This window comes from Ruegeria sp. N10, assembly GCF_056531545.1.
In genome coordinates this window covers 295,983-321,356 of record NZ_JBQFLY010000002.1, presented here as the reverse complement: position 1 = coordinate 321,356, position 25,374 = coordinate 295,983, and the positions used below count along the sequence as shown (strand labels likewise).

Annotated in this window: 23 protein-coding genes and 2 tRNA genes; 9 read left to right on the top strand and 16 right to left on the bottom strand. The window is 57.9% G+C overall.

Going from position 1 to position 25,374, the window contains the following annotated elements:
* Positions 1-702 (bottom strand): SDR family oxidoreductase, encoded by a 702-nt coding sequence (locus tag ACR0JI_RS04890; protein ID WP_480475618.1) that lies wholly within the window; start codon positions 700-702, stop codon positions 1-3.
* 131 nt (positions 703-833) lie between these two features.
* A complete protein-coding gene (locus ACR0JI_RS04885) occupies positions 834-1,736 on the bottom strand; it encodes a LysR family transcriptional regulator (protein ID WP_480493669.1) in 903 nt (300 codons plus the stop codon).
* A 75-nt stretch (positions 1,737-1,811) separates the two neighbouring features.
* Here ACR0JI_RS04885 and ACR0JI_RS04880 point away from each other — a divergent pair, with 75 nt between their 5' ends.
* The 5 genes from ACR0JI_RS04880 (at position 1,812) to ACR0JI_RS04860 (ending at position 8,985) form a co-directional block, all read left to right on the top strand.
* Positions 1,812-5,024: a reductive dehalogenase gene (locus ACR0JI_RS04880; protein WP_480493671.1), complete on the top strand. Its 3,213-nt coding sequence runs from the start codon at positions 1,812-1,814 to the stop codon at positions 5,022-5,024.
* A 125-nt stretch (positions 5,025-5,149) separates the two neighbouring features.
* Positions 5,150-6,016 carry an FAD binding domain-containing protein gene (locus tag ACR0JI_RS04875; RefSeq protein WP_480493673.1) on the top strand — a complete coding sequence of 289 codons (867 nt, stop codon included), beginning with the start codon at positions 5,150-5,152 and terminating at the stop codon, positions 6,014-6,016.
* Positions 6,013-6,492: a (2Fe-2S)-binding protein gene (locus tag ACR0JI_RS04870; RefSeq protein WP_209504694.1), complete on the top strand. Its 480-nt coding sequence runs from the start codon at positions 6,013-6,015 to the stop codon at positions 6,490-6,492. Before ACR0JI_RS04875 ends, ACR0JI_RS04870 begins: the two co-directional genes overlap by 4 nt.
* Positions 6,492-8,747: a xanthine dehydrogenase family protein molybdopterin-binding subunit gene (locus tag ACR0JI_RS04865; RefSeq protein ID WP_480493675.1), complete on the top strand. Its 2,256-nt coding sequence runs from the start codon at positions 6,492-6,494 to the stop codon at positions 8,745-8,747. Before ACR0JI_RS04870 ends, ACR0JI_RS04865 begins: the two co-directional genes overlap by 1 nt.
* Positions 8,740-8,985 (top strand): MoaD/ThiS family protein, encoded by a 246-nt coding sequence (locus tag ACR0JI_RS04860; RefSeq protein ID WP_170346142.1) that lies wholly within the window; start codon positions 8,740-8,742, stop codon positions 8,983-8,985. The genes ACR0JI_RS04865 and ACR0JI_RS04860 overlap by 8 nt, the downstream gene beginning before the upstream one ends.
* On the opposite strand, the gene ACR0JI_RS04855 is transcribed toward ACR0JI_RS04860, so the two are convergent.
* Positions 8,982-9,686 (bottom strand): lysophospholipid acyltransferase family protein, encoded by a 705-nt coding sequence (locus tag ACR0JI_RS04855; protein WP_480493677.1) that lies wholly within the window; start codon positions 9,684-9,686, stop codon positions 8,982-8,984. The genes ACR0JI_RS04860 and ACR0JI_RS04855 overlap by 4 nt on opposite strands.
* Before the next feature lie 141 nt (positions 9,687-9,827).
* On the opposite strand from ACR0JI_RS04855, the gene ACR0JI_RS04850 reads away from it, so the two are divergent.
* Positions 9,828-9,903: transfer RNA gene (locus tag ACR0JI_RS04850), tRNA-Trp, on the top strand.
* Between the two features lie 164 nt (positions 9,904-10,067).
* Here ACR0JI_RS04850 and ACR0JI_RS04845 read toward each other — a convergent pair.
* Positions 10,068-10,280: a hypothetical protein gene (locus tag ACR0JI_RS04845; protein WP_480493678.1), complete on the bottom strand. Its 213-nt coding sequence runs from the start codon at positions 10,278-10,280 to the stop codon at positions 10,068-10,070.
* A 443-nt stretch (positions 10,281-10,723) separates the two neighbouring features.
* Between ACR0JI_RS04845 and lptF the strand changes: the two genes are divergently transcribed.
* On the top strand, positions 10,724-11,863 hold the full coding sequence (lptF, locus tag ACR0JI_RS04840; protein WP_480475632.1) for an LPS export ABC transporter permease LptF: 1,140 nt from the start codon (positions 10,724-10,726) through the stop codon (positions 11,861-11,863).
* Between the two features lie 2 nt (positions 11,864-11,865).
* On the opposite strand, the gene ACR0JI_RS04835 is transcribed toward lptF, so the two are convergent.
* Entirely contained in the window at positions 11,866-12,699 is an 834-nt protein-coding gene (locus tag ACR0JI_RS04835) for a LysR family transcriptional regulator (protein WP_480493680.1), read from the bottom strand.
* A gap of 101 nt (positions 12,700-12,800) precedes the next feature.
* Here ACR0JI_RS04835 and ACR0JI_RS04830 point away from each other — a divergent pair, with 101 nt between their 5' ends.
* A complete protein-coding gene (locus tag ACR0JI_RS04830; protein WP_480475636.1) occupies positions 12,801-13,391 on the top strand; it encodes an HD domain-containing protein in 591 nt (196 codons plus the stop codon).
* Here ACR0JI_RS04830 and speB read toward each other — a convergent pair.
* The 10 genes from speB to ACR0JI_RS04780 all read right to left on the bottom strand — a co-directional run bounded on the left by speB (position 13,388) and on the right by ACR0JI_RS04780 (position 24,419).
* Positions 13,388-14,230 carry an agmatinase gene (gene speB / locus ACR0JI_RS04825; protein WP_480493682.1) on the bottom strand — a complete coding sequence of 281 codons (843 nt, stop codon included), beginning with the start codon at positions 14,228-14,230 and terminating at the stop codon, positions 13,388-13,390. The two genes, ACR0JI_RS04830 and speB, sit on opposite strands and share 4 nt — an antisense overlap.
* Positions 14,227-15,396, bottom strand: a complete 1,170-nt coding sequence (gene nspC, locus ACR0JI_RS04820) for a carboxynorspermidine decarboxylase (RefSeq protein WP_480475640.1) — start codon at positions 15,394-15,396, stop codon at positions 14,227-14,229. The genes speB and nspC overlap by 4 nt, the downstream gene beginning before the upstream one ends.
* Positions 15,397-15,481: 85 nt before the next feature.
* On the bottom strand, positions 15,482-16,705 hold the full coding sequence (locus ACR0JI_RS04815; RefSeq protein WP_480493684.1) for a saccharopine dehydrogenase family protein: 1,224 nt from the start codon (positions 16,703-16,705) through the stop codon (positions 15,482-15,484).
* 22 nt (positions 16,706-16,727) lie between these two features.
* A complete protein-coding gene (gene speA / locus ACR0JI_RS04810; protein WP_480475644.1) occupies positions 16,728-18,617 on the bottom strand; it encodes a biosynthetic arginine decarboxylase in 1,890 nt (629 codons plus the stop codon).
* Positions 18,618-18,717: 100 nt separating this feature from the next.
* On the bottom strand, positions 18,718-19,803 hold the full coding sequence (locus tag ACR0JI_RS04805; protein ID WP_480475646.1) for a DUF1513 domain-containing protein: 1,086 nt from the start codon (positions 19,801-19,803) through the stop codon (positions 18,718-18,720).
* A 3-nt stretch (positions 19,804-19,806) separates the two neighbouring features.
* Complete coding sequence (locus ACR0JI_RS04800) at positions 19,807-20,817, bottom strand: imelysin family protein (protein ID WP_480493686.1); 1,011 nt, start codon at positions 20,815-20,817, stop codon at positions 19,807-19,809.
* A gap of 3 nt (positions 20,818-20,820) precedes the next feature.
* Positions 20,821-22,368, bottom strand: a complete 1,548-nt coding sequence (locus ACR0JI_RS04795) for a di-heme oxidoreductase family protein (RefSeq protein WP_480493688.1) — start codon at positions 22,366-22,368, stop codon at positions 20,821-20,823.
* On the bottom strand, positions 22,328-22,813 hold the full coding sequence (bfr, locus tag ACR0JI_RS04790) for a bacterioferritin (protein ID WP_480493690.1): 486 nt from the start codon (positions 22,811-22,813) through the stop codon (positions 22,328-22,330). Before bfr ends, ACR0JI_RS04795 begins: the two co-directional genes overlap by 41 nt.
* Positions 22,761-23,054, bottom strand: coding sequence for a (2Fe-2S)-binding protein (locus ACR0JI_RS04785; protein ID WP_480476910.1), 294 nt, complete (start codon positions 23,052-23,054; stop codon positions 22,761-22,763). Before ACR0JI_RS04785 ends, bfr begins: the two co-directional genes overlap by 53 nt.
* A 93-nt stretch (positions 23,055-23,147) precedes the next feature.
* On the bottom strand, positions 23,148-24,419 hold the full coding sequence (locus ACR0JI_RS04780; protein WP_480475652.1) for an imelysin family protein: 1,272 nt from the start codon (positions 24,417-24,419) through the stop codon (positions 23,148-23,150).
* A 248-nt stretch (positions 24,420-24,667) separates the two neighbouring features.
* On the opposite strand from ACR0JI_RS04780, the gene ACR0JI_RS04775 reads away from it, so the two are divergent.
* Positions 24,668-25,225, top strand: coding sequence for a ZrgA family zinc uptake protein (locus ACR0JI_RS04775; protein ID WP_480475654.1), 558 nt, complete (start codon positions 24,668-24,670; stop codon positions 25,223-25,225).
* Positions 25,226-25,283: 58 nt separating this feature from the next.
* Here the strand turns inward: ACR0JI_RS04775 and ACR0JI_RS04770 are convergent.
* Positions 25,284-25,360: transfer RNA gene (locus ACR0JI_RS04770), tRNA-Met, on the bottom strand.
* Positions 25,361-25,374: the final 14 nt, after the last annotated feature.

The window sequence follows — 25,374 nt, the reverse complement described above, 5'->3', positions numbered from 1 at the left end:
TCAGACCGAGCGGGTGATGCCACCATCAACCCGGATATTCTGCCCGGTGATGTAGCCACCGCCTTCGGATGCCAGCAGGGCCACGACCGAAGCGACCTCGTCATAACTGCGCCCATAGCGCCCCATGGGAATGCGTGCGCGGAATTCTTCTTTTTCGGGCAGACTGTCAATGAAACCGGGCAGGATGTTGTTCATGCGGATGTTTTCGGCAGCGTATTTGTCCGAGAACAGTTTGGTGAACGCGGCCAGCCCGGCGCGAAACACACCTGAGGTCGGGAAAACCGGGTCAGGTTCGAATGCAGCGAAGGTCGAGATATTGATGATCGATCCACCGCCCTGCGCCTGCATGATCGGTGTCACAAGCCGCGTGGTGCGGACCGCATTCATAAAGTAGACGTCCATACCGGTGTGCCAATCCTCGTCCGTCAACTCAAGGATCGGAGCACGGGGGCCGTGGCCGGCGGAATTGACCAAGACGTCAATGCGCCCCCAATGGGCCATGGCCGCATCAACAAGCTTTTGCAGATCCACCGTGGACTGGTTCGAGCCGGTTACACCGACGCCTCCCAACTCATGCGCCAGCGCTTCGCCCTTGCCCGAGGATGACAGAATCCCGACCTTGAAACCGTCCGCGGCCAGCCGCCTCGCGGAATCCGCGCCCATGCCGCTGCCGCCTGCTGTGATAAGTGCTACTTTCTCCATCTGAGATCTCCGTTTTGATTTGGTTTCAGGATGGCGAATGATTTGCGGTTTGACCAATCAGTTTTGTTGAGTACTCGTGACCGTGTCCCGCAGCCGAACCTGGCTTTGGTTATGCGCAGCTGACGGCTGTCTCAGGTCTGAAGGGACGCTGCGATGGCTTCTATCCGGCCGCGTAACCAGCGGTGGGCGGGGTCATTGGCCGATCTTTGATGCCAGACCATGTAGATGGACACAGGGGGACAGGCGAAGGGTAAAGGTGCGCAATCCAGCGCGGCCAACGGACCCTGTTTCATCAGTGCCGTATCTGTCGAGATCAGGTCGCTGCCCTGCACAAAGGCCGGGATCGCGTTGAAATGCGGCAGGGTTACAACCGCAGGATTGATCTGGCTTTGATCAACGCCGCGCATGACGGCGCGGGCGTTTCGGCCATCGGCAAATCGCACCTCGACATGGTCGCTGTGGCAATAGTCTTCCCAACTGTCCGGGGGCGTGCGTTGCGTGGCGTCGTAGAACACCATCAGCGGGCTTTCGATCAGTCTTTTCTGGAAAATATCCGGTCCGTCGGGCGGCAGCGGGGTTAGCATCAACTGGCACCGGTCGCTGCGCAACAATTCGGGGTCGGGCACACCCGATGGGATGAATTCCAACCGCAGGCGCGCGCCTTCGGCGCGTGTGTCACGCAGCAACCGTGGAAAGATCAGCTCTCGTGGCATGTCATTGGTGGCGATGCGGATGTTGATCCGTTCCGACAGCGGATCGAACGGTCGACCGTCGGTCAGCGCGCGCATCCCGTCCAGTACCTGTTGCGCAGGCTCTTTCAGGGACAGGGCCCGTTCGGTTGGCGTCAGACCCTGACCTGAGCGAACAAAAAGCGGGTCGCCCAGGACCTGCCGCAGTTTGGCCAGAGTATGACTGATCGCAGATTGCGTAACCCCCAGCCGATCTGCGGCTTTCGAGACCGAGTTTTCCTCGAGTATCGTCAAAAAAGTGCGTAGAACTTTGCCATCAAGGTCAGTGAAATCGATTTTGCTCATACCATTTATGATTAATCATGAATGGATTTGCTGTCCATGGCGGGGTACGGGACGGGCATCAACAGGAGATATTCGATGGGGATCCGTTTATTCTCGGACAGAAACCGGCCCGTTCATATGGGCGGCTACCCGCTGGAGCGTTTGGACCGGCAAGATGACATGCCGGATCTGTCGCTTGTGCCCCCTATGGCCGAGCTGAGCTTCCACCGACTGGAACACCCTGACAGCATCGTCAATGCGATGGGTGAGTTTCAGGCGATGATGGACGCCATCCGCGACGGAATGGTGAACCCGGTTGCGTCCGAGATTCCATCTAACCCGCAGGAACGGGCCAACCACATAAAAGCGTTCGGCTACTTCAACGATGCGTCGATGATGGGGTGCGGTCCACTGCCATCTGACGCCCTGTTGTCCGAGGCCCGCCGCAATCCCGATATTGACCGGCTTGCCCACGCGTTGCGCACCCGTCAGACCAAAACGCTGGCATCCGGGATCGACGTCATCATGGCTGATCTGAAAGACAGCATGGAGGCCGCGCCCAAGCCGATCGACAGCCATCGGCACAGCATTGTCTTTCTTTATGAACACAACCGCGATCCCGACCCGTCCGAACCCGGCGCTGATTGGATAGTCGACGCGCAGGACCATCGCGCCTGTCTGCTGGCGACCGAGAATGCGGTGGTCATTGCCAATTACATTCGCCTTTTGGGCTTTGACGCGCGGGCGCACAGCATGATGTCGACCGACGTCGATTTGGGCAAGCTGGCGGTCGCCGCCGGGTTGGCTTCGGTCGAGGATGGAGAGGTTGTCGTGCCCTGGCTGGGCCAGCGCTTTGGTTTGGCCGCTGTGACGACTGACATGCCGATGGCCCATGACAAACCGCTGAAGCCTATGGCCGATCAGCCCTGGTTCCGGACGCAGGGGCCGGCATGGTGGTTGGGCACGGGCTTTGCCAAGAACGCCCTCAACCGTGACCCATATGCCAAACGGCGCTATGTGGACGGGGCGCATCCGATTGAGAAACTCAAACGGGTCGAGACACCAACGACCTTTATTGATGAAGAGAATGTCGCTCGTGTGCCCAAGCGTGCAGATATGTTTGCTCGGGCGCAGTTCGGAGATATGGGCAAGTCGCTACAGGATGCGGCCAAAGGCGGGTATTATGTCCGCAAGGCAGCGCCGAGTTTTGCCCAACGCCGTGCTTTGGGTGCGTTTGTACTGTTGCAGGACGGTGAAAGCGCTGACGCGCCCAAGCCATCTGACGCACAACGCAACGCAGCAAACATCAAGGCTGCGACCTATTTTCTGGGGGGCGATGCGGTGGGTCTCAGCCGGTGTCCGGAATGGACATGGTATTCCCATGACGCAACGGGCGAAGAAATCGTGCCGCCCCATGATCAGGCCGTCAGCATGATCATCGATCAGGGTTATGAAACGATGGAGGGTGCCAGCGGCGACGACTGGATCAGCGTCGCCCAATCGATGCGCGCCTATCTGCGATTTTCCTTGCTGGGTGGCGTGATTGCACAGCAGATCCGCAATCTTGGCTACAAGGCCAAGGCGCATACGGTGATGGATGGCGAAGTTCTGCAACCTCCGCTTTTGTTGCTGTCCGGTCTGGGCGAAGTCAGCCGGATCGGCGAAGTGATCCTGAACCCCTATCTTGGGCCGCGACTGAAATCAGGCGTGGTGACCACGGATATGCCGATCGTGCATGACAGGCCCATCGATTTCGGTCTGCAAAGCTTTTGCGAATCTTGCAACAAATGCGCGCGCGAATGCCCATCGGGCGCGATCACGGCTGGGCCAAAGCTGATGTTCAACGGCTATGAAATCTGGAAATCCGACAGCCAGAAATGCGCGACCTACCGCGTGACCACTCCGGGAGGCGCGATGTGCGGGCGGTGCATGAAGACCTGCCCCTGGAACCTTGAGGGTATCTTCAAGGAGCGCCCGTTCCGTTGGGCCGCGATGAACATCCCCTCTGCGGCGCCTGCATTGGCCAAGCTGGATGATGCGGTTGGCAATGGCGGTTTGAACGACACCAAGAAATGGTGGTGGGATATCGAGTTGCAGCCCGACGGGGCGTATCGGCCAACAACACACCCTTTGAACCGGCGCGATCTGCAAAAGGATCTGGACCTTAGATACGAGGATCAGACATTGGCGGTCTACCCGGCCTATTTGGCCCCGCACCCTTGGCCCTATCCGTTTGCAATGGATCGCGAGGCAGGAATTGCCGCCTATGAGGCTTTGGTGACAGCCAAAGACTACAAGGCGCGCAAAGCTGCGGGGGATATGTCGATCATTCATCGCTATCAGGTCGCAGGTGATGCGCCGGTGATGAGGGTCGCTGTGACTAAGGTCGACAAGATGACCGCTGACGTCACCAAGTATGAATTTGCCTCCCTTGACGGTGCGCCGCTTCCGGAATGGTCCGCAGGTGCGCATCTGGATGTGCTTGTAGCGCCAGAGTTCCTGCGACAATACTCCATGTCCGGCGACCCGTCAGAACGGGGAACCTATCAGATCGGTGTTCTGTGCGAGGATGAAGGGCGGGGTGGCTCGGCATTGCTGCACCGAATTTTCAACGTAGGGCGCAAGGTTTTCATATCGAAACCGATCAACCATTTCGAACTGGACGAAGAGGCGTCCAGAACCATTTTGATGGGGGGTGGTATCGGTATCACTCCGATGATCGCATTTGCTCATCGCCTGCATGCATTGGGCATGGATTTCGAGTTGCACTACTCGGCCAGGACGCGGGGCGGTGCGGGGTATCTGGATGATCTGGCGGGGATGCCCTGGGCGAACCGCGTCCACTACCATTTCTCGGATGAAGGCACGCGCGCTGATCTGGATGCGATCCTTTCGGGGTATCAGCAGGGATGGCACGTCTATACGTGCGGGCCTGATCGGTTCATGGATGGCGTCATGCAGGCGGCCGAACATCAGGGTTTCCCCGAAGAGGCCCGACATCTTGAATATTTCTCTGTCCCGGAAACCCCGGAATACGAAAATCACCCATTTACCCTGAAACTCGCGCGTTCTGGTAGAACGCTGCCGGTGCCCGCAGACAAGGATGCCGCGCAGGTTCTGAACGAGGCGGGTTTCCACGTGGATGTGAAATGTGCCGATGGTATCTGTGGTGTGTGCAAATGTGGTGTCCTTTCGGGCGAGGTCGAGCATCGGGATTTCGTGCTGTCCAAAAAGCAGCGCCAAGGGGCCATGATTCTGTGCCAAAGCCGCGCTGTGGCGCCGGATGGTGTGATCGAGCTCGATCTGTAAGCATGGTCAGAAAGCGACCTTTGGACGGTGAAATTTGGTCGCTCGGCCCATGGACGTCAGGTGGGTGGTGAATTAACGTCGCCCGGAACCCAGATATCCCTGACCAACAGGTGCGAGGTAGCATTATGGATTATCACAGCCCCGCCAGCTTTGCCGAGGCTTCGGCTCTGGCCGCAAATGCGACGGGCATCACGCGCTTTCTGGCGGGCGGCACTGACGTATTGGTGCAGCTGCGCTCGGAGTTGGTGACGCCTGATACGCTGATCGACATCAAGAAAATCAACGGTGTACACGACATCACCCGCAACGCTGATGGAAGCTGGACGTTGGGAATTGCCGCAACCGGTGCCGAAATGAGCGAGCATCCTGAGTTGGGTCGTGACTGGCCCGGTGTGGTCGAGGCGATGGACCTGATCGGATCAACCCAGGTGCAGGGGCGCGCAACACCGACCGGTAACCTGTGTAACGGCTCACCTGCGGCTGATTCCGTGCCCGCCATGGTCGCAGCTAGTGTGACCGTCACCGTGACCGGTCCGGACGGTACTCGCGAAGTCGCGGTCGAGCATATTCCGACCGGCCCCGGCAAAACCTCGCTGGCCAAAGGCGAGCTGATCTCGGCGGTCAATATCCCGGCACGTGGAGAAAACGGCGGCGATGCCTATCTGCGGTTCATCCCCCGCACCGAAATGGACATCGCTGTGGTTGGCGTTGGCGTGAACCTGCGTCTTGACGGCGACACCATCACCGAGGCCCGTGTATCACTGGGCGCTGTGGCCCCGACCGTTCTGCTGGTCGAAGACTGTGCCAAGGCCATTATCGGCAGCACGCTGGATGATGCAGCCTTGGAAGCGCTGGCCGCCGCCGCCTCTGCCGCCTGTAACCCGATTGACGACAAGCGCGGCACGATCGCGTTCCGTACCGAGGTCGCAGGCGTTCTGGCCAAGCGCGCCGCAAAAATTGCTTATGCCCGCGCGAAGGGAGAAGACGCATGAAAAAGTTCCACGTAACCACCACCGTGAATGGCGATGCGGTCGAATACCTGTGTGATCCGCGTGAAACCCTGCTGGATTGTCTGCGTGACAAGTTGAACCTGACAGGCGCGAAAGAGGGGTGTGGCACCGGCGATTGCGGCGCATGCTCGGTCACCGTTGATGGCCGTCTGGTCTGTTCATGTCTGATGCTGGGTGTCGAGGCCGAGGGTAAGCAGATCGAAACCGTCGAAGGCATTGCCGACGGTGATATTCTGCATCCGCTGCAAAAGAAGATGATCGAATACGCCGCCCTGCAATGCGGCATCTGCACGCCAGGCATTCTGGTGGCGGCCAAGTCTCTGCTGGAGAAAAACCCGAACCCGACCGAGGAAGAAACGCGGTATTGGCTGGCAGGCAACCTCTGCCGTTGTACTGGATATGACAAGATCATTCGCGCCGTGATGGATACGGCGGCTGAGATGCGGGAGGCGTCGTAATGGCTCTGGACGATCGTAAATCAGATTTCACTTTTGTCGGCACCCGCCCCAACCGCCCGGACGGTCTGGACAAGGTGACAGGTCGCGCCAAATTCGGTGCGGATGCCTACGCCCCGGGAATGCTGCATGGCGCGATCCTGCGCTCACCTCATGCTCATGCGCGGATTGTGAAGATCGACGCGTCGAAAGCCGAGGCGCATAAGGATGTCAAAGCTGTTGTAACGCGTGCCGACTTTGCTGACGTGCCGTTCAAACCCGGTCTGGAAGGCGAATTCTATAACGTTCTGGAAAACGTTATGGCCGGTGAGAAAGCGCTATATGACGGGCACGCGGTTGCAGCGGTTGCTGCGACTTCGGCATTGGCGGCTCGTGACGCGCTCAAGCTGATCGAGGTCGAGTACGAAGTGCTGCCCCACGTCACCGATGTGGATAAGGCGATGGCACCGGATGCGCCTGTCATCCGCGAAGGAGCTGCGGATTATTCCGTGCCGGAAGGAATGCACCCGAACGTTGTCCGCTACCATGAAAGCGGTCACGGCGATGTCGAGGCCGGATTTGCCGAAGCTGATCTGGTCATCGAAGACAGTTTCGTCACCGAAGCGACGCATCAGGGTTATATCGAACCGCACGCTTGTTTGGCCATATTGGGTAATGACGGTAAGGGTGAGTTGTGGTGCACGACGCAGGGGCATTGGATTGCGCAGAAAACCTGTGCCGCGCTTCTGGGGATCGAAACCTCGCAGTTGCGTGTCACTGCGTCTGAGATCGGCGGAGGGTTTGGCGGTAAGACAACCGTTTTCATCGAACCCGTCGCATTAGCGCTCAGCCGTAAGGCCAATCGCCCGGTCAAGCTTGTGATGACCCGGTCCGAGGTGTTCCGGGCTACTGGTCCGACTTCGTCTGCCTCGATGGACGTCAAAATCGGCATGAAGAAAGACGGCACGATCTCGGCGGCTCAGGGCATCTTCCGCCTTCAGGGCGGAGCCTTTCCCGGCGCGCCGGGCGACATGACTGCCATGTGTGCCTTTGCGCCGTACAACCTGACCAACGTCAAGCAGATCGGCTATGACGTTATGGCCAACCGCCCAAAGCAGGCAGCGTACCGCGCGCCGGGTGCACCGATGGGTGCCTTTGCGGTCGAGTCGGTGATTGACGAGTTGTGCAACAAGCTGGGTCTCGACCCCGTTGAGGTACGCCTGAAAAACGCCGCGCATGAGGGCACGAAGGCCAGCTATGGACCGACCTACGAGCGCATCGGTCTTGTCGAAACGCTAGAAGCAGCCAAGGCGCATCCTCATTATTCGGCTCCGCTGAAGCCGGGGCAGGGGCGCGGTATTTCCTGTGGCTTCTGGTTCAACCATGGTGGCGAGACCAGCGTGTCGCTTGCCTTGTCCGAGGATGGCTCGGCTCAGGTGATGGTCGGAACGCCTGATATCGGTGGTTCGCGCGCATCGATGGCCCTGATGGCGGCCGAGGTTCTGGGCATCCCGTATGAGAATATCCGGGTGACCATCGCCGATACGGCCACACTGGGCTACAATGACGTAAGCCATGGCTCTCGCGTGACCTATGCGTCTGGGCTGGCAACTATCAAGGCTGCGAGGCACGCGGTCGAGAAACTGTGCGAACGGGCTGCGGCCAAATGGGGCATCCCGGTTGATGCGGTGAAATGGGAATACGGCTGTGCGGTGCCCTCAGGCCCGAATGCAGGCGATTTCGATCCGATGCCGCTGGCCGATATCACCGCTGATATGGGCCGAACCGGTGGTCCGATCTCGGGCCATTTCGAGGCAACCCCCGAAGGTGCCGGCGTGTCCTTTGGCACCCACATCGTCGATGCCGAGGTTGACCCGGAAACCGGTAAGACCAGTGTGACCCGCTACACGGTCATTCAGGACGCGGGCAAAGCGATCCACCCGACCTATGTCGAAGGCCAGTATCAGGGCGGTGCCGCGCAAGGTATCGGCTGGGCCCTGAACGAGGAATATATCTACGGCGAAGACGGTCGCTTGCAGAACTCGATCTTTCTCGACTACCGCATCCCGGTGGCCAGCGACCTGCCGATGATCGACACCGTGATCGTCGAGGTTCCGAATCCGGGCCACCCGTTTGGCGTTCGCGGTGTGGGCGAAACGGGTATCGTGCCGCCACTGGCCGCCATCGCCAACGCTGTGTCCAACGCGGCTGGCGTGCGAATGAAGCGGCTGCCGATGTCGCCGCCACGCATTCTGGCCGCTCTCAAGGGCAATGGTTGAGGTTCACCTCTGGTCCGGCCTCCGGTCACTGACCGGGGGCCAGCAGGTGGTTGAGGTCGAGGCCAAAACCACCGGAGAATTGCTGCGTGCGCTCGTGCGTGCGCATCCGCAGCTTCAAGCACCCATCGACGCTGGCGTGTCTATCGCTGTCGACGGGCGCGTGATCGCGACCGGACTGACCGAACCGATTCCCGAAGGCAGTGAAGTCTATTTGATGCAAAGGCTGAGAGGCGGTTAAGCGTCAGGCGACCAAGGCTCGCGCCCGACCATTCGGTCTGCCTCGGCCGTGATATCGTTCATGTGTTGTTCGAGACTCAAACGCAGCGTTTCTATTTCGTCTTCTCTGGCTTTCCGAGGAACTGTTTCTGTCCATTCCCGGCACAGAAAAACCCCCTCGTTACCCCATGGGCGGGGCATCAAAAGATGATCCCATGTTCCTGCTTCTCGCCCATGTTTCGCCGAAAAGGTAATACCAAAAACACGTTTACCCGATGTTCGCGCCCAAACCAGAGGAACCGTTGACAAAACCCGCTCTGGCCCACGGGGGCCGTCCGCCGCTATGCCAATGGATATCCCCTGTTTCATTTTGCCTAATACCTGTCGCGACAGGGCGACATGGCGTGCCTTGCTGGCCATGGCAATGGTGTCCATTCCAAACAACTTTTGCACGCGACCCACCATGCTGCCAGCCCGCGCAGAAGATGTAATCGAACAGATGCGCCCCTTGTCCAGCGGGAAAAAATAAGGCGACTGCGCCAGCCGTTGATGCCAGAGAACAACGATGACCGGCTCACCCTGTTCGGCCAACTGGTCCAGTTCTTCATAGCCGATGCGCTGCCAACGTGTGTTGCGGTGTACCAGCCGAATATAATTTGCAATCCGACGCGCCACCCAGTTTAGCACAGCTTCGCTGTCTGCAATCTTCTTACGGAGGTTCACGCCGGGTTCCTTCTGCTAACCGGTCCTTGTCTTAGCGCACCACGCATTTTGCGCAACTTGTTTGTCCGGACATTTCGTGGATCGGAATCTGAAAAAGCCTCTTGAGTCCGCCGCGCGGCTGGCATATCTGGGGCTCACTACAGGGGTATAGCTCAGTTGGTAGAGCGACGGTCTCCAAAACCGTAGGTCGCGGGTTCGAACCCTGCTGCCCCTGCCATTGAAATTGTCCGAATACTAAGTTGTGATTTCCAAGGATGAACGGGTTTCAGCCTTTGAGTTCGCTATACCTGTCTTCAGCTATTTCGCGCTTGGATCAATACTAGTCGCAGCATTGGCTTCGACAACACTGGCACAATGGCGCGAGGCCATCGTGACCTGTTGTTATCTTTTGTTGGCACCTGTTTTTTCGTGCGGGCGTACCGCATCCAGTTTTTCAGCCCACATATTCTGATATTCTTGAAACACCGCTGGTTTGTCTGAGTGGAGCGCCATCAATGCACACGCGGCCCACATAGCGACATCGTAATCCGAGTCGGTCTTTTTCAGTAATTGCGCATTCAGTGCAGCGGCTTCTGATGTCGAAGGTTTATGCATTGCCATCGGACTCCTTGTGCCAACTGATACTGTTATTTGCAATCGTCCTGTCACGGACATTCACCAAAACCGACAGGTATCACTATGTTGGTAGTACAGTGAATGGGCTGGAAACAAGGCGTTAACGTGTCGTTAACTTTTTGCTGGGGTTCTTGTCCATAAGAGTGTTCATGTGACCGGTTCAAAGGTGAACTAAATCACAGACCAATCACTAGAATCCCGCTTTACTTACAACTGTTACGAGTTGGCGCTCACGTTCGGTACATGACGCTGTTTTGTTTTTCCCTCCTGTGGCCTGGGCGCGCTTGTGGTTGAGCGCGCCCTTCCTATGTCCGAATAACTAGGTTGCCGCCGATGCCGGTTCTGAGGCGGTAATCGAGGTTTCCTTGGGTGGGCGATTGACTTATTGTCCGGCCACGACGCAATCAGCCGGATGAGGATATATGTCGCGTTTTGATGGATATTTTCTGCGGCAATTGCTGGTTTTATTCGGCTTCTTCACCCTCGTCCTGGTGGGTGTCTTCTGGATCACCCGTTCTGTCAGCCTGTTTGACAAAGTCATCAGCGGTGGCCAGTCCGCTATGGTGTTTCTTGAATTCACCGCGCTGACCCTGCCAACGCTTGTTCGTACGGTTATGCCGATGGCGGTATTTGCGGCTGCCGTCTATGCGACCAACAGATTGAGTCGCGAAAGCGAGATGACAGTGATGCTGGCAACCGGGTCAAGCCCGTGGCGACTAGCGCGGGCCGTTGTTTTGTTCGGTGTGATCACCGGTCTGATGATGGCTGCCATCAGTGTGTTCCTGCGCCCTGCATCGGTCCAACAACTGGAATACCGGCAAGCCGAAGTAGCAGGAGATGTGACAGCGCAGTTGTTGAATGAAGGCGAATTTCTGCACCCCGCCGAAGATGTTACGGTTTACATCGGTGGCATCGATTTAGACGGTACGTTGCACGAGGTGTTCGTGTCCGATCGGCGCGACCCGGAAAACGCAGTCAGCTATTCCAGCGTGACCGCTTATCTGGTCAATAACGACGCGGGAGTTCATCTGGTGATGGTCGACGGGGTGGCGTTGCGCCTGAACAAAGCGGGCAGGGTTCTGTCCTCGACCCTGTTTCAGGACGCATCATACGACATTTCGCAACTGACGAACGCAAGCCCGTTGACGAACCGCAGCCTCGAAGCCATTCCGACCTCTGATCTGATCCTCAACCAGGATACGATTTCAGAAACCGAGGGGTTCAGCCAGGGTAAGTTGATCGAAGAACTGCATCAGCGATTTTCTTGGATAGCCATTTGCATCGCCGTGTCGCTGGCGGGGTATTCAACCCTGATGCTGGGCAGCTTTTCACGGTTTGGATTGTGGCCTCAGATTTTGGGTGCCTTTACCATTCTTGTGCTGCTTGAAGGCGTACGCGGGTTTGTGTCCCCGGTTGTGATCGATGACCCGAAGCTTTGGGCGCTGCTTTACCTTCCCGCCGTTATGGGTGTGTTGATCTCGTGCTGTTTTCTGCTTGTCGCAGGTCGTCCGCTTTTGCGGAAACGTGCGCGCGGGTCCGAGGTCATCGCAACACCCGCTTGATTTCAGGTTCGAAGTTCTTCCAGACAACAACGAATGTCGTCGAATTCTTCGCGATCACCACGGGCGACCAAATACATCGGCAACGGCAGGCTTACACTGTCTTCGACCCGTTCGAGCGCACCCGAAGCCAGATGTTGCGAAATGACGTAGTCGGGGAAGTAGCCGCATCCGCCTCTTTGCAGGACATATCGTAGCGCCATCATGCAATTGCCAAGAAACAAGGTCTGCCCTGAGGCACGTCGCGCAGCCGATCTAACGTGATCCTGGTAGATCTCTCCAAGTTCAAGATTGACGAAGACCAAATCGTTTTCTGCCGTTGCTGCTTGCGGTGTTCTGACGAGGGTTAGAAGCTCCGGTTCCAGTTCGTGATAAGTGACGCGTCGGTCTGATGGCGTTTCATGCGTGATCGCCACGTCCAGCACATGGGTCGCCACAGCTTCAACCATGTTCAGATCGTGATCGTAGTTCAGTGTCAGCAGCAGTTTGTCAAAGCGCTGTTCAAACCGAACAGCCAGATCCACAAGCAAAGGGTCCCAGATGCTGAGCTGACCACCCAACCGAAGTGCCGGGCGGTTTTGCGTCTGCAACGGTAAGTCGCGCGACGCGAAGGCCCAAAGGGACAATATTTGTTCTGCATACGGTTTGAATTGTCTGCCAAATTCGGTCAGCGCTGTACCACCGGCGCCGCGGGTAAACAGTGGTCTGCCGGTTTCTTCTTCGATCAGATGAATGCGCGCGCTGACGGCCGTTTGAGTCACATTCAGCTTACGGGCAGCGGCATGAAAACCACCCGTTTCAGCCACACATAGAAAGGTTTTCAAAGCTTTGGTTCGCATACCGAGAGTATTTTTTGATCATTGTGATAAAATCAATTCATTTTTTTGAAGTTGCGACTCGTAATATTGTCGACTTCAGGAAACACGCCAAGGGATCAGCCATGCTGGACAAAAGCCACAAACCGACCTGGACCAGTTTTGAAAGTGCCACCAAGGCCGACTGGGACGCCGTTATGGATTATGAAGAGGCGTATAATGCGGCTCTGCCGGATCGCATCCTCGACGCTATTCGGTCGTTGGACGAGGAATGGACACCCTATCCGGTCAACCGGTATCAGCACAGCCTTCAGGCCGCGACCCGGGCTTATGAGGATGGCGCGGATGAGGAGTTGGTGGTCGCCGCTCTGATCCACGATACCGGCGATATTCTGTCACCCTACAACCATGGAGAGCTGTCAGCGGCGATGATGAAGCCGTATGTCAGCGAGAAAACCTATTGGATACTCAAACACCATTGCGTGTTTCAGGGTTACTACTACAACCACCACCTTGGCGGCGACCGCAACGCGCGTGACAAGTATCGCGACAGCCCCCATTGGGAAGACTGTCGCTATTTCTGCCATGAATATGATCAGAAGGCGTTTGACCCAGACTATCCGACGAAACCGCTGGAGTTTTTTGAACCCATGCTGCGCCGCATCCTGAGCAAGGGCGAAGGCCATATGGAGCTGAACGAAACTGCCGAAGATTAACAAGCGGCCATCAGGCGATAGACAATCTGAGCTGTGGTGAAGTCCCAGGCGGCATTGCCGTCCGGGGCCAGCTCAACCACGTCGAAGCCCACGCATCTGCGCCCCTTGAGCGCGTGTTCGACCAGTCGCAGTGCCTGGTAATAGCCCAACCCACCGGGCACCGGTGTTCCGGTGGCGGGCATCAGCGATGGATCCAGCCCGTCGACGTCGAAACTGACATAGACCAGCTCGGGGAAGTCTGCAGGCAGGTCGACCGAATGGATGTTACCTGTCACCAGTTCCTCGGCATCCACGTGAAAGACGTGGTTTCTCAGTCGGCTTTGGGCCTCTTCAGTTGAAAAAGCGCGAACACCGAACTGGGCGAGCCGAACGCCTTCTTCGGCAAGCAGGTGCATCACTGAGGCGTGAGAGTGTTTTTCGCCCTGATAAGCGTTGCGCAGGTCGGCATGGGCGTCGATTTGGACGATGCCGATGGGTTGGTTTAGCGCACGGGCCACACCTATCACTGCGCCATAGCTGAGGGAATGCTCGCCGCCCAAAGTGACCGGTACCTTTCCAGCCCGAATTGCAGCCTCGGTGCGGTGCGCAAGGCGTTCCATTACCTCGGGCAACGGGCCGTCACAATTTAGCGGTTCTTCGGTGAAAATTCCTTCGACACAGGGCTCCGCGTGACCGGTGATGCGTTCCAGTTCATTACTGGCCTCGATAATTGCCTCGGGGCCTTTGGCCGTGCCGGACCCGTAAGAGACCGTGCGCTCCAAAGGCACCGGGATCACGCGAAAGCGGGCATCTTCGGTGCGTTCGGATGCGGTCAATTCACTGTCGAGAAAAATGCTCATGAGAGTCTGTCCTTGAAGTCGTCATATCCGAACTGCCGGATGATCTTCAGCTCGTCCGTTTCGCTGTTCCACAGGGCGATTGTGGGCAGGGGGACGCCATTGAAGGTGTTTGTCTTGACCATCGAGTAATGTGCCTGATCGAGGAAGGCAAAACGCTGTCCGATCTCCAGCGGCTTGCCCCAGGTGTAGTCGCCAATCACGTCACCCGCCAGACAGGACGGGCCGCCAAGGCGATAGGTATGGCCTGTTTCGGCCTCATCCATAAGGGCAGGGCGATAGGGGGCCTCGATCACGTCGGGCATGTGACATGTGGCCGAGATATCAGTGATCGCGAGGTTCATGCCGTTGGTCGGCAGGTCGAGGATTTCACCGATCAGAATACCTGCGTCCAGCGCCACAGCCTCACCGGGTTCAAGGTAAACATCAATGCCATAGGTTTCGCGAATGTCCTTGAGGAAGGCCACCAGCCCGTCGCGGTCATAATCATCGCGGGTGACGTGGTGGCCACCGCCGAAGTTCAGCCACTTGAGTTGATCAAGGTAGGGTTTGAGCTTCGGTTCGATGGCGGTCCACGTGCGTTGCAGCGGTTCGAACCCCTGTTCGCAAAGCGTATGCATGTGCAAGCCGTCAACGCCGCGCAACGTGTCGGCGGTCAGTTGGCTGACTGGTGTGCCAAGGCGCGAGCACGGGGCGCAGGGATCGTATTTCGGAACCTCGCCTTCGGAATGTTCCGGATTGATGCGCAGGCCAACCTGCACTTTGGCGGTTTGGGCTTTGGCGAGAAACCGGTCCTTTTGGGCAGCGGAGTTGAAGATGACGTGATCGGACAGCGACAGGATTTCGTCGATATCCGCGTCTTTGTACCCGGCGCAGAAGGTTGCGACCTCTCCGCCATATTCCTCGCGTCCCAACCGGGCTTCATAGATACCCGAGGCGCAGGTTCCCGCAAGGTGCCGGCGCACCAACGGGGCCAGCGAAAACATCGAAAACGCCTTGAGTGCGCTGAGAACATGCGCGCCGGAGCGGGTTCCGACATCAGCGAGGGTTTTCAGATTCCGTTCAACCGCCTTTTCGTCGACCACAAAGCAGGGGCTGGGTACACGGGAGAGGTCGAAATTGCGGAAGGCGCCGGCGTCACCGGCCTGTGTGGTCATCATGTCGGACATAACCGGCGTCTCCGTTTGGTGGAGAGGCCGGGGGCGCTGCCCCCGGACCCCCGGGATATTTAGGGCCAGATGAAGCTAAAGCGGATCAGAAGTTAACCGGGCCGTCGAGTTCATGGACCTGCCATGGCAAGCCATGTTCGTTCAGCATGTCCATGAAGTCGTCCGGGTCGAGCTGTTCCATGTTCCACACGCCAGGCTCGGACCAGTTGCCTTTCAGCACCTGCGCCGCGCCGATCATGGCGGGGACACCGGTGGTGTAGCTGACTGCCTGGCTGCCGACCTCGGCATAACATTCTTCGTGATCGCAGATGTTGTAGATGTAATAAGTCTTCTCGCCCGAGCCATCCTTGGCCTGACCTGTGGCGATGTCGCCGATGCAGGCCTTGCCCTTGGTTTCCGCGCCCAGATCACCGGGATCGGGCAAAAGGGTTTTCAGGAACTGGATCGGGATGATTTCCTTGCCGTCATGCATCACTGGGTCGATGCGGGTCATGCCGACATTTTCCAAGACCTTGGCATGCATGATATAGGCGTCGCCGAAGGTCATCCAGAAGCGGGCGCGCTCGATCTCGGGGAAGTGGGTCGAGAGCGATTCCAGTTCCTCGTGATACATCAGGTACATGTTCTTAGGGCCGATGGCGGGGAAATCGAACTCGACCTTGTGGGTCATGGCGGGAGAGTGTTTCCATTCGCCGTTTTCCCAGTGGCGCACTTCGGCCAGCACTTCGCGCAGGTTGATTTCGGGGTTGAAGTTGGTGGCAAATTCCTGATCGTTCGAACCGCCATTGGCGTCCAGCACGTCGATCTGGCGGATGGTGTCCAGCTTGTGCTTTTTCAACCATTTGGCAAAGACCGATGTAACGCCGGGATCGAAGCCCGAACCAAGGATGGCGGTCAAACCGGCCGCTTTGAACCGTTCCTGATAGGCCCATTGCCAGTGGTATTCGAACTTGGCCTCATCCTCGGGCTCATAGTTTGCCGTATCCACATAATGAATGCCCGCCTCAAGGCATGCGTCCATCAGCACCAGATCCTGATAGGGCAGGGCGAGGTTCACGAGGATTTCAGCACCAGTTTCCTTGATCAGCTTTACGGTGTCTTCGACCTTGTAGGCGTCCAGTTCGGCGGTCGCGATATCAACTCCCACACGGTCTTTCACCGACTTGGCGATCGCGTCGCATTTCGATTTCGTGCGGCTGGCCAGTGTGATTTCGGTGAAGATATCCGAATTCATTGCCATCTTGTGCACGGCAGCGTGGGATACGCCGCCCGCGCCGACAACCAGTGTTTTGCCACTCAAAGTGCCCATGGGGGTGATCTCCTCTCAGGGGTTATTCGTAATAGGTGTAACCGTTGATCGAGTCGCGGTAAGCGCTCATCAGGGTTTTGCGGTCCTTGGCTTTCAGGGTGCCAGTCGAAATCGCCTCATCCACCATTTTGCGGAAGGCGGCGACACAATCCTGCGGGTCGAACTCGACATATGACAGAACCTGGCTGATCGTGTCGCCCTCTTGTTCGTGCAGCAGGTCAAAGCCGCCATCCGGGCGCAGGTCGATGGTGACCACGTTGGTGTCACCAAAGAGATTGTGCAGATCGCCCAATGTCTCCTGATAGGCACCGACGAAGAAGACGCCCATGAAGTATTCGTCCTCTTCAGGCAGGGAATGCACCGGCAGGCTGGGGGACACACCGTCGGCCAGAATAAACCGGTCAATCTTGCCGTCGCTGTCGCAGGTGATGTCGGACAGCACGGCGCGACGGTCGGGGATCTGGTTCAGATATTGCAGCGGCACGATCGGGTGCAGCTGGTCGATGGCCCAGACATCTGGCAGCGACTGGAACAGCGAGAAGTTGCAGTGATAGATATCCGCAACCTTTTCAAGCTGGTCGTTCAGGTCCGTTTCCAGATCCTCTGACGCGGCCAACGCCTTGAGCCGCGCCATCAGCGACAGGTATATCCGTTCGGCCCGGGCCATCTGACGCAGGTCGACATAGCCGCGACGAAACAGGGCGCGCAGCTCGTTACGATAGAAGGTGGCGTCGTTCCAGCATTCCTGCAGACGGTCGCGGGAGAGGTATCCGTGCACCGCGGCGAGGTCCGAGACCAAGTGGTGGTCATCCGGATCAACCTCGGGGCCATTGGGCGCATCGTAAAGCGTGCTTTCGAGCACGTTGAAGACCAGCATCGAGGACGTCGCCACCACCGCGCGCCCACTTTCCGTGACCAGTGTCGGATGGCCCACCTCTGCCTCGTCCATGGCGTAGGCCACGGTTTCGACGACATTGGCGCAGTATTCTTCGACCGTGTAGTTGATCGAGTTTTCGGCAGCTTTCTTTTCGCCGGTGTAATCGACCCCCATGCCGCCACCCAGATCCAGGTGAGTCAATGGAACGCCTTCGCGAGTTAGCTCGGTGTAATAGCGACAGGCTTCGCCCACAGCGCGGCGCACATCGTTGACATCCTGAACCTGGCTGCCCAGATGTGAATGCTGCAGCTTGAGGCAATGCAGCAAGCCTGCGTCTTTCAGCTTGTCTACCGTGGCGATAAGCTGATCGGTGTTCATCCCAAAGGCCGAGCGGTCGCCCGAACTTTCTTCCCATTTGCCGCTGATCTGGTTGGTCAGCTTCACCCGAACACCGATCAGGGGCTCGATGCCCAGTTCGTTGTAAACTTCTATTACCGTGTCGGCCTCTTTCGGGCTTTCCAGAACGATGACCGTGTTGAACCCAATCTTGCGGCTTAGAATCGCCAGTTGGATGAACTCGGCATCTTTGACGCCGTTGCACACGATCAGCGCGTCAGGGGCCAGACGATGGGCCAGCGCAATCACCAGTTCGGGTTTGGAGCCTGCCTCGAGCCCATAGTTATATTTCTTCCCAAACTCGACGATCCGGTCAACAACCTGGGCCTGTTGGTTTACCTTGATCGGGAATACGCCGCGATAGCTGCCATTATAGCCCACGCGCGTAATCGCATCTTGGAAACTTTCGTTCAGATGGGCGATTTCGTGTTCCAGATAAGACGCGACTCGTAGGACCATCGGTGCCTTGATGCCGCGGTCGTCCAGATCGCTGAGGATACCGGGCAGGCTGATCGCCGCTGTCTCGGGGGCCGTGGGATTGCGCAGACCGATCTCGCCCTGTTCGGTCACCTCGATGAGGCCTTTGCCCCATTTCTCAACTCCGTAGATGGAATGCGGTGCGTCGGGCGTCTGTTTCAATCAAGTCGGTCCTTAACGTAGGGTGCCAGTTTCGCGCCCGCCAATACGGCAGCAGTTTGATTCTTCCAAGTGTAAACTATCTGATTGGGGATTCCGAATTTTACGCGGACGGGTGGATCGGGATCAGATGATTGTCCCATTGGCATTCGGCGCGGGTTCGAACAGCTGGGCGCGCGCCCGTCAATGTCCCGAAGGCGCCTGTTCCCGTGGTAAAGACCAACCCGTTCGCACCGGCCCCAAGCCCACAGACATCCTCAAGCGCGAAGGCGCCGATGAATGTGCCACTGGTTGTGTCAAACTGGTGCAGCGCATTGCCGCGCGGACAGGTGATTGCGATCGTCTCGGCGTCGGCTGAAAATGCGATGCTGCCAGCGTATCCCTGCAACATGCTTTGTTCGTGATCCGGCGCGGCAAGCAGGCGCGGGGCTTCGCCCTGACGATGCAGGCCCAACAGGGGCGGGTGTTCGGACTTGCTGCCCTGCCATTGCATGGCAAAGCCAACCAGACCGTCGCTCCGCACCGCCAGATGGCGGATCGAGTTCTTGTGAAGCTCGTCAGGTAACGACACCTGCTCTTGGATCCTGCCCGACAGGGTGAGATAGCTCAGGTTGGGTGCCATCGTCGGCAGGTTCAGCTTTGTGCGCCCGGTTTCGGGGTGCGTTTCGATCCCGCCATTGGCAATCACCAGCGTTTCCCCGTCGGGCATCAGGCGCATGTCGTGCGGGCCTATTCCGCCCGATGAAAACTCACCCAGACGCGAAAAGCTTTCTGCGTCCCAGACACTGATAATACCTGTCCCGGCTTCGTAGTCGTTCTCGGTGGCATAAAAATACTCGCCATCTGCCGAGAATGTGCCGTGGCCATAGAAGTGTCGGCTTTCAGGGGCCTTTAGTTGCGCAATCTGCGCGCCGGTTGCGCAATCGATGACGATGGCAAAGGTGCCCGGACGCCTGGCAAACGCGACCGCCAGAGCTTTGTGCGGGTGGGCAGCGGCCGCATGTCCGCGTCCGGGTAGAGGCACGGAGAACACGATCGCGCCCAATGTGCTCAACCCGGCAAGTCGAAAGGACCCGTCGGGAAACAGCCCTGCGGCAAGAAAATCAGGCGAACCGGCCGAGGCCCACCCGCGGACCGGGGAAATCGTGGTCGCGGCAAGACCGGCAAGAAAATGACGGCGTGACGTCATGGGTTAATCTCCGTCCAGCGAGTTGAATCCTGCGCTGATCCCCAATGTCGGACCCAGCTTGGTCACGGCGATGGTGCGGATATCGTGGATCGACTGTTGAAGCGCCTCGATCCGGAACCGGGCCTGGGGATCTGAAACCCCGGCCAGCGAGGGATCGTCAATGGATTGAGCGTTCTGAATGGCACGTGCAAACGCTGCATCCAGTTCCGACGCGATTTCGGGGTGATCAAAAGAAAGTCGTGCGGCTAAATCCCGCAAGGATATCAGTGAAAGTTCCACATGGCGTAAAGACCGCCCGGACCGCCACGCTTCGGCCCGGTTCGGACGGGGGCGGTCGATTGTCCCCATGGGGCGACCCAGCCGAGTGTCAGCCGTGAACTCAAGACCGGTAGACAGGGCCTTGAACAATTCCTGCATCGCTTCGTCCTGCGTCCGATAGCGGCTGTTCTCTCCGGGTAGGGTAAGGCTAGGGGCATAGCTGTGCCAGTCCTGCGCTATCGCCCGGGCATTGGCATCTATGTCCGCCGTGATCGCCCTGATCAGCGCGCAGCGATATTCGGCATTGCCCTGTTCCGCGAAGGTGGGATCGAACAACATCCGTTCGAGGGCAAAGAACCCGCGCCCTGCGATTGACGTTTCGGCATAGGCGTCCGGACTTTGCACGGCATCATCCTGAGCCTCGATGTGCTGGGACAGAGTTTTGGATGTGAACCCTTTCGTGTCGGGCCAGAAAGCCATGGCGAAAGCGCGATCATCGACCTCAGTCGGACCGAACCTCAGGTGGCTGGCTGAAATCCAGCTGTCAAAAGCCGCATCATAAGCCTCGCGCAGTGCCGGTGAGGTCGGGTCGCACACCACCAATGATGCGCTGACAAGCGCGCCGGTCGTTTCCGGAAGGGTGTCGAACCGGGGCAGGATATGCGTTTCAGTCACATCCATCAGGACCGGTGCGCGATCCTGTGCCTGCGAGGCAAGTGGCATCAACAACACTGCAACAAGGGTAAGAAAACGCATGGGTCACAGGCTCTCCAGAAATTTGATCAGGGCGTCACGGTCTGCTTTGGGCATCCACACTACTGTATCGCGGGCAGCCTGCGCTTCACCGCCATGCCACAGGATCGCCTCTAGCAAGGTGCGCGCCCGCCCGTCATGCAGAAACTCCGTGTGGCCCGAGACGCGTTCGGTCAGGCCAACGCCCCACAAAGGCGGCGTGCGCCATTCCCGGCCTGTCGCTCGGGCCTCGGGGCGATTGTCGGCCAGACCTTCGCCAAGGTCATGCAGCAACAGGTCGGTGTAGGGCCAGATCAACTGAAAACTGTGCTCGGGCCGGTCTTCCATCCGATGGGTGACATGTGACGGTGTGTGGCATGACGCGCAGCCGGTCGTGTGAAACACCTCTTTCCCGCGCAAAACCTTGGGGTTGTCCACGTCGCGGCGACCCGGCACGCCCAGATTGCGGCTGTAGAAAGCGACCAGGTCCATACCCTGATGATCGATCTCAAAGCCGCGCTCATCATCGTCGCCGTGCGGGGCTTTGATGCAGCTCACCTGAACATTGGTGCAATCCCCGTGCGGAGCAGGGTAGAGCGGGTTCGATATGCCGATATCCCCGGCAAAAGCAGCAGCCGATTGCTCCATCACAGTCGGCATCCCCGCCTTGTGACCGAACCGGCCCATCATCGGGGTGTCAAACTCGACCGACCAGACGATATTCGGACGACCCGATATGCCGTCCCCATCCAAATCGTCGGGGTCGGCCCTGGCGAGCAGGTCTTCGACCGGGATCGCTTCCAACAGGCCAAGCCCGATCATCTGCGGCGCGATACGTGGGCTTAGCATCGCGTCCGGGTGCAGCGGACCATAACCCAGACCGGCAGCCTGATAAGTCGGGCGGCGCAGTGAGGCGGTTTCACCGTCAGAAAGCGCTACCGGGATTTCTTCGTACGAGATGTCCAGCCGGTATTCCGCTGGATGACCTGCCAGTGCGAAATCCTGCATCTGCCCACCATAGGTAGGCTCGGGCACAGTGGCGATGTATTCTTCGATCGCTGCATAGCCATATTCCGACGTGCCGGGGATCGAGACCCGCAGGAACATCGAAACCGCGTTGTCATCGGGCCCGTTTGGCGTGTGCCCGCGCCCATCCTTGATATGGCAGCGCTGGCATGACCGCGCGTTATAGAGCGGCCCCAACCCGTCAGAGGCGAGCGTCGATGAGGGCGACGAAACCCAAACCTTCTTGAACAGCCCGTTTCCGACCTTGAAATTCAGCTCCTGTTCAAAGCTCAAGTTGTCTGAGGGTTGCGAGAACGCATCCGCGTCCGTACGAACCCGAACTGTCGCGGCCCCGGCGGGCAGTTCTTCAAATTGCTGCGGTGCGCTGAAATCCTGGGGCGGTGCCGTGACAACGGCAATCCGGGCGCGTTCATCGTCAGTGCGGGGGGTGACGTTCAGATGCAGATCCACCAGTTCGGCTGACAGGGAAGGGGTGGCCGCAAAGGCGACCACCGACAGGGCGACAAAGCTATTCGCCTTCGTCCATTTTCGATGCGTTGAGTTGCGCATAATTGGCTTCGCCGATCCTTTCATAGAGGTCGAGCTGCGTTTCGAGAAAGTCGATATGACCCTCTTCATCGGACATCAACTTCTCGAACAGCGACATCGAGACATAGTCGCCGGCATCCCGACAGTATTCGCGCGCTTCCTTGTACAAGGCCCGTGCATCGATCTCGACCGCAAGGTCACATTCCAGCGTTTCCTTTGGTGTTTGACCTATCCGAAGCGGGTCTAGCTTCTGAAGGTTGGGGTGGCCTTCCAGAAAGATGATCCGTTCGATTAGCATGTCCGCGTGGCCCATCTCTTCGATGCTTTCCTCGCGGCTTTTCTTGGCCATGTGGCCAAGTCCCCAGTCTTCCTGCAACCGGTAGTGCAGCCAGTATTGGCTGACAGCAGTCAGTTCATGCCGCAGAGATTTGTTGAGATATTCGATGACTTTTGGATCGCCCTTCATCTGCACTCTCCTGTGATACTGCCGCGCGCAGGGCGCGGAGTTGCATGGGTACTTCGAGATTATCGCTTGACCGCATCGTGTCCAGAAACAGAGGCATGCATCCGCCGCAATCCGCCGATTTTCCAAGAGCACGGTAAACCTTGCCCGGGGTGATGATGGTTCGGGGGTCGGCTGTCCGCATCCAGTCGATGGCGGCGCGGATGTCGTGGTCCGAGATGTTGGTGCAGTGGCAGACAATCATGGATGTTGGCTTGAGTTTGTGTGGCTCAGTGGGCTGGCGGGTCAGCGTGTTGAGTGTATCGGGGGCAGGCAAGCCCCCGGCGCGCGTTCTTGTTTAGTGGAATACCGCGTCGGGGTTATCCAGACTGTCTGATCCTTCAAATTCAATCTGGTCCAGTTCCAGTGCGGTCACGATGCGCTCGATTGTCTTGGTCTGGTCGATCAGGCCGTTGACGCCGGTCATGATCAGGGTTTCACCGCCTTCGTTGCCGCGTTCCAGCATTTGGTCATAGGCAAACCCTGCTTCCGCGGTCGATTTGATCCTGCCAAGGGCTTGCATCGTGACGGCCAGTTTCGCTTTCATCTCGGCGTCCAGTTCCGGGTCTGTTGCGTTTACCAATTCGGCCAGTGATGCGCCCGATACAGGTGTTCCATCGATGCGGGTATAGCTGCCCAGATAGACGTTCTGAACGCCCAGCCCATCGTAGTAATGGCTGTTGTGGGTGTTGTCCGAAAAGCAATCATGCTCTTCTTCCGGGTCGTTCAGCATCAGGCCCAGACGCATCCGCTCACCCGCCTGTTCACCGTAGGACAGTGAACCCATACCGGTCAGGATCGCACTGACACCCGCCGTTTCATTTTCCATCAGCGCCGTGCGCGCCGCGCCGCCTTGTTTCCACTGATCGGCCATCCAGGTCAGATCGCTGACCAGCAGGTCGGTTGCGGCGCTCAGATACTGGGCACGACGGTCGCAGTTGCCACCAGTGCAGGTATCGCCGTTTGCATAATCAGTGGCTGGACGGTTGCCTGCACCGGCCCCGTGGCCGTTCATGTCCTGACCCCACAGCAGGAACTCGATAGCGTGGTAGCCGGTCGCGACATTGGCTTCGATACCATCAGCTTCGTGCAGGGTTTCGCTCAGCAGTTCCGGAGTAATCTCGCTGGCGTCAATGGTTTCGCCCGACAGTTCGAAGCTGGGGTTGGCGATGACATTCAGAACCGCAAATTCGTTCTCATCCGTCGCGCCACCATAGGCCGCGTCGACGTAGTCAATCAGACCTTCATCCAGTGGCCAACCGTTTACTTTGCCTTCCCAGTCATCAACGATTGCATTGCCAAAACGATAAACTTCGGTCTGTTGATAAGGCACACGCGCTGCAACCCATGCTGCCCGTGCCGCAGTCAGAGTCACGCCCGAGGGTTCGGCAATCAGCGCATCGACTGCATCCCGCAAAGCCTTTGCCGCAATCAGGCTGTCGTCATACTTGGCTTCGGCAATATCGGCATAGGTTTCCAGAATATCCGCTTTTGCAGGTACATCCCCGGCAAAAGCAAAAGTGGCTGTCGCAAATGTCAAAGCGCTGGCTGTTGCAAACAACTTGGTCATTGAGGTCATTACTTTCTTGTCAGAACTGTCAGATCAGGCGGGTTTTTTCCCGCGGCGGCTTTCGCTGAAATAACTGAGTTAAAAAGTCAACATTGTCAATCTGAGTTTTTTTATCGGGAAATGGAGTTGCTGGCCCGGTGGTCACCCTCCCCATATCTGACGAGGTCTTGATCCGGCGGATCACATTGTGCGGTACATGTTTCGGGCTAAAATCATCCTAGTGATTCTTTTTAGGTGGTTTGTTGTTCATGAAGCGCGTGGTTCTGGCCTTGTTCCTGTTTCCTGCGGCACTTGCAGCGCAAGCAACGCAGATTTCCACGCCTCATCACCATGGTTCAGGCCAGATCAATATCGTGTTTTCGGACACCGGGTTCGCCTTGGCGCTGAGGGTGCCAAGCATGGACATCGTCGGGTTTGAATCCCCGGTTGAAAACGATGACAACCGCACGCGTGTGGCCATAGCAATGTCAGAACTTTCCGACCCGCTAGACCTGTTCGTAACCCCGCCCGAAGCTGGGTGCTCTACGGTGACGGCCCATGTGATTTTGACATACGGCATCACACAGCAGAAAGGTGAGGCGAACGCAGTCACAGGCTCCACAACGGCAGAGAGTCACTCGGAGTTTCAGGCAGACTATGTCATTCAGTGTCAGGATATGGGTGCGCTGAACATGATCGAGTTCGCCTATTTCGCGCGGTTCAGTGGGACTGGCCAGCTGAACATCCACTTGAATACGGGCGGGGTACAGGACGCTGTCGAAATTACACGCGCGGCACCATATCTCGATCTTCGGCCGGATCGATGAGCGCTGAAATTCAAGGAGAAACCAGAAGTGATGTTTTAGTTCGAAGGTCGGGGGATTTTGGTAGCGGAGGAGGGACTTGAACCCCCGACACGCGGATTATGATTCCGCTGCTCTAACCAACTGAGCTACTCCGCCGTGAGTGAGAGGCG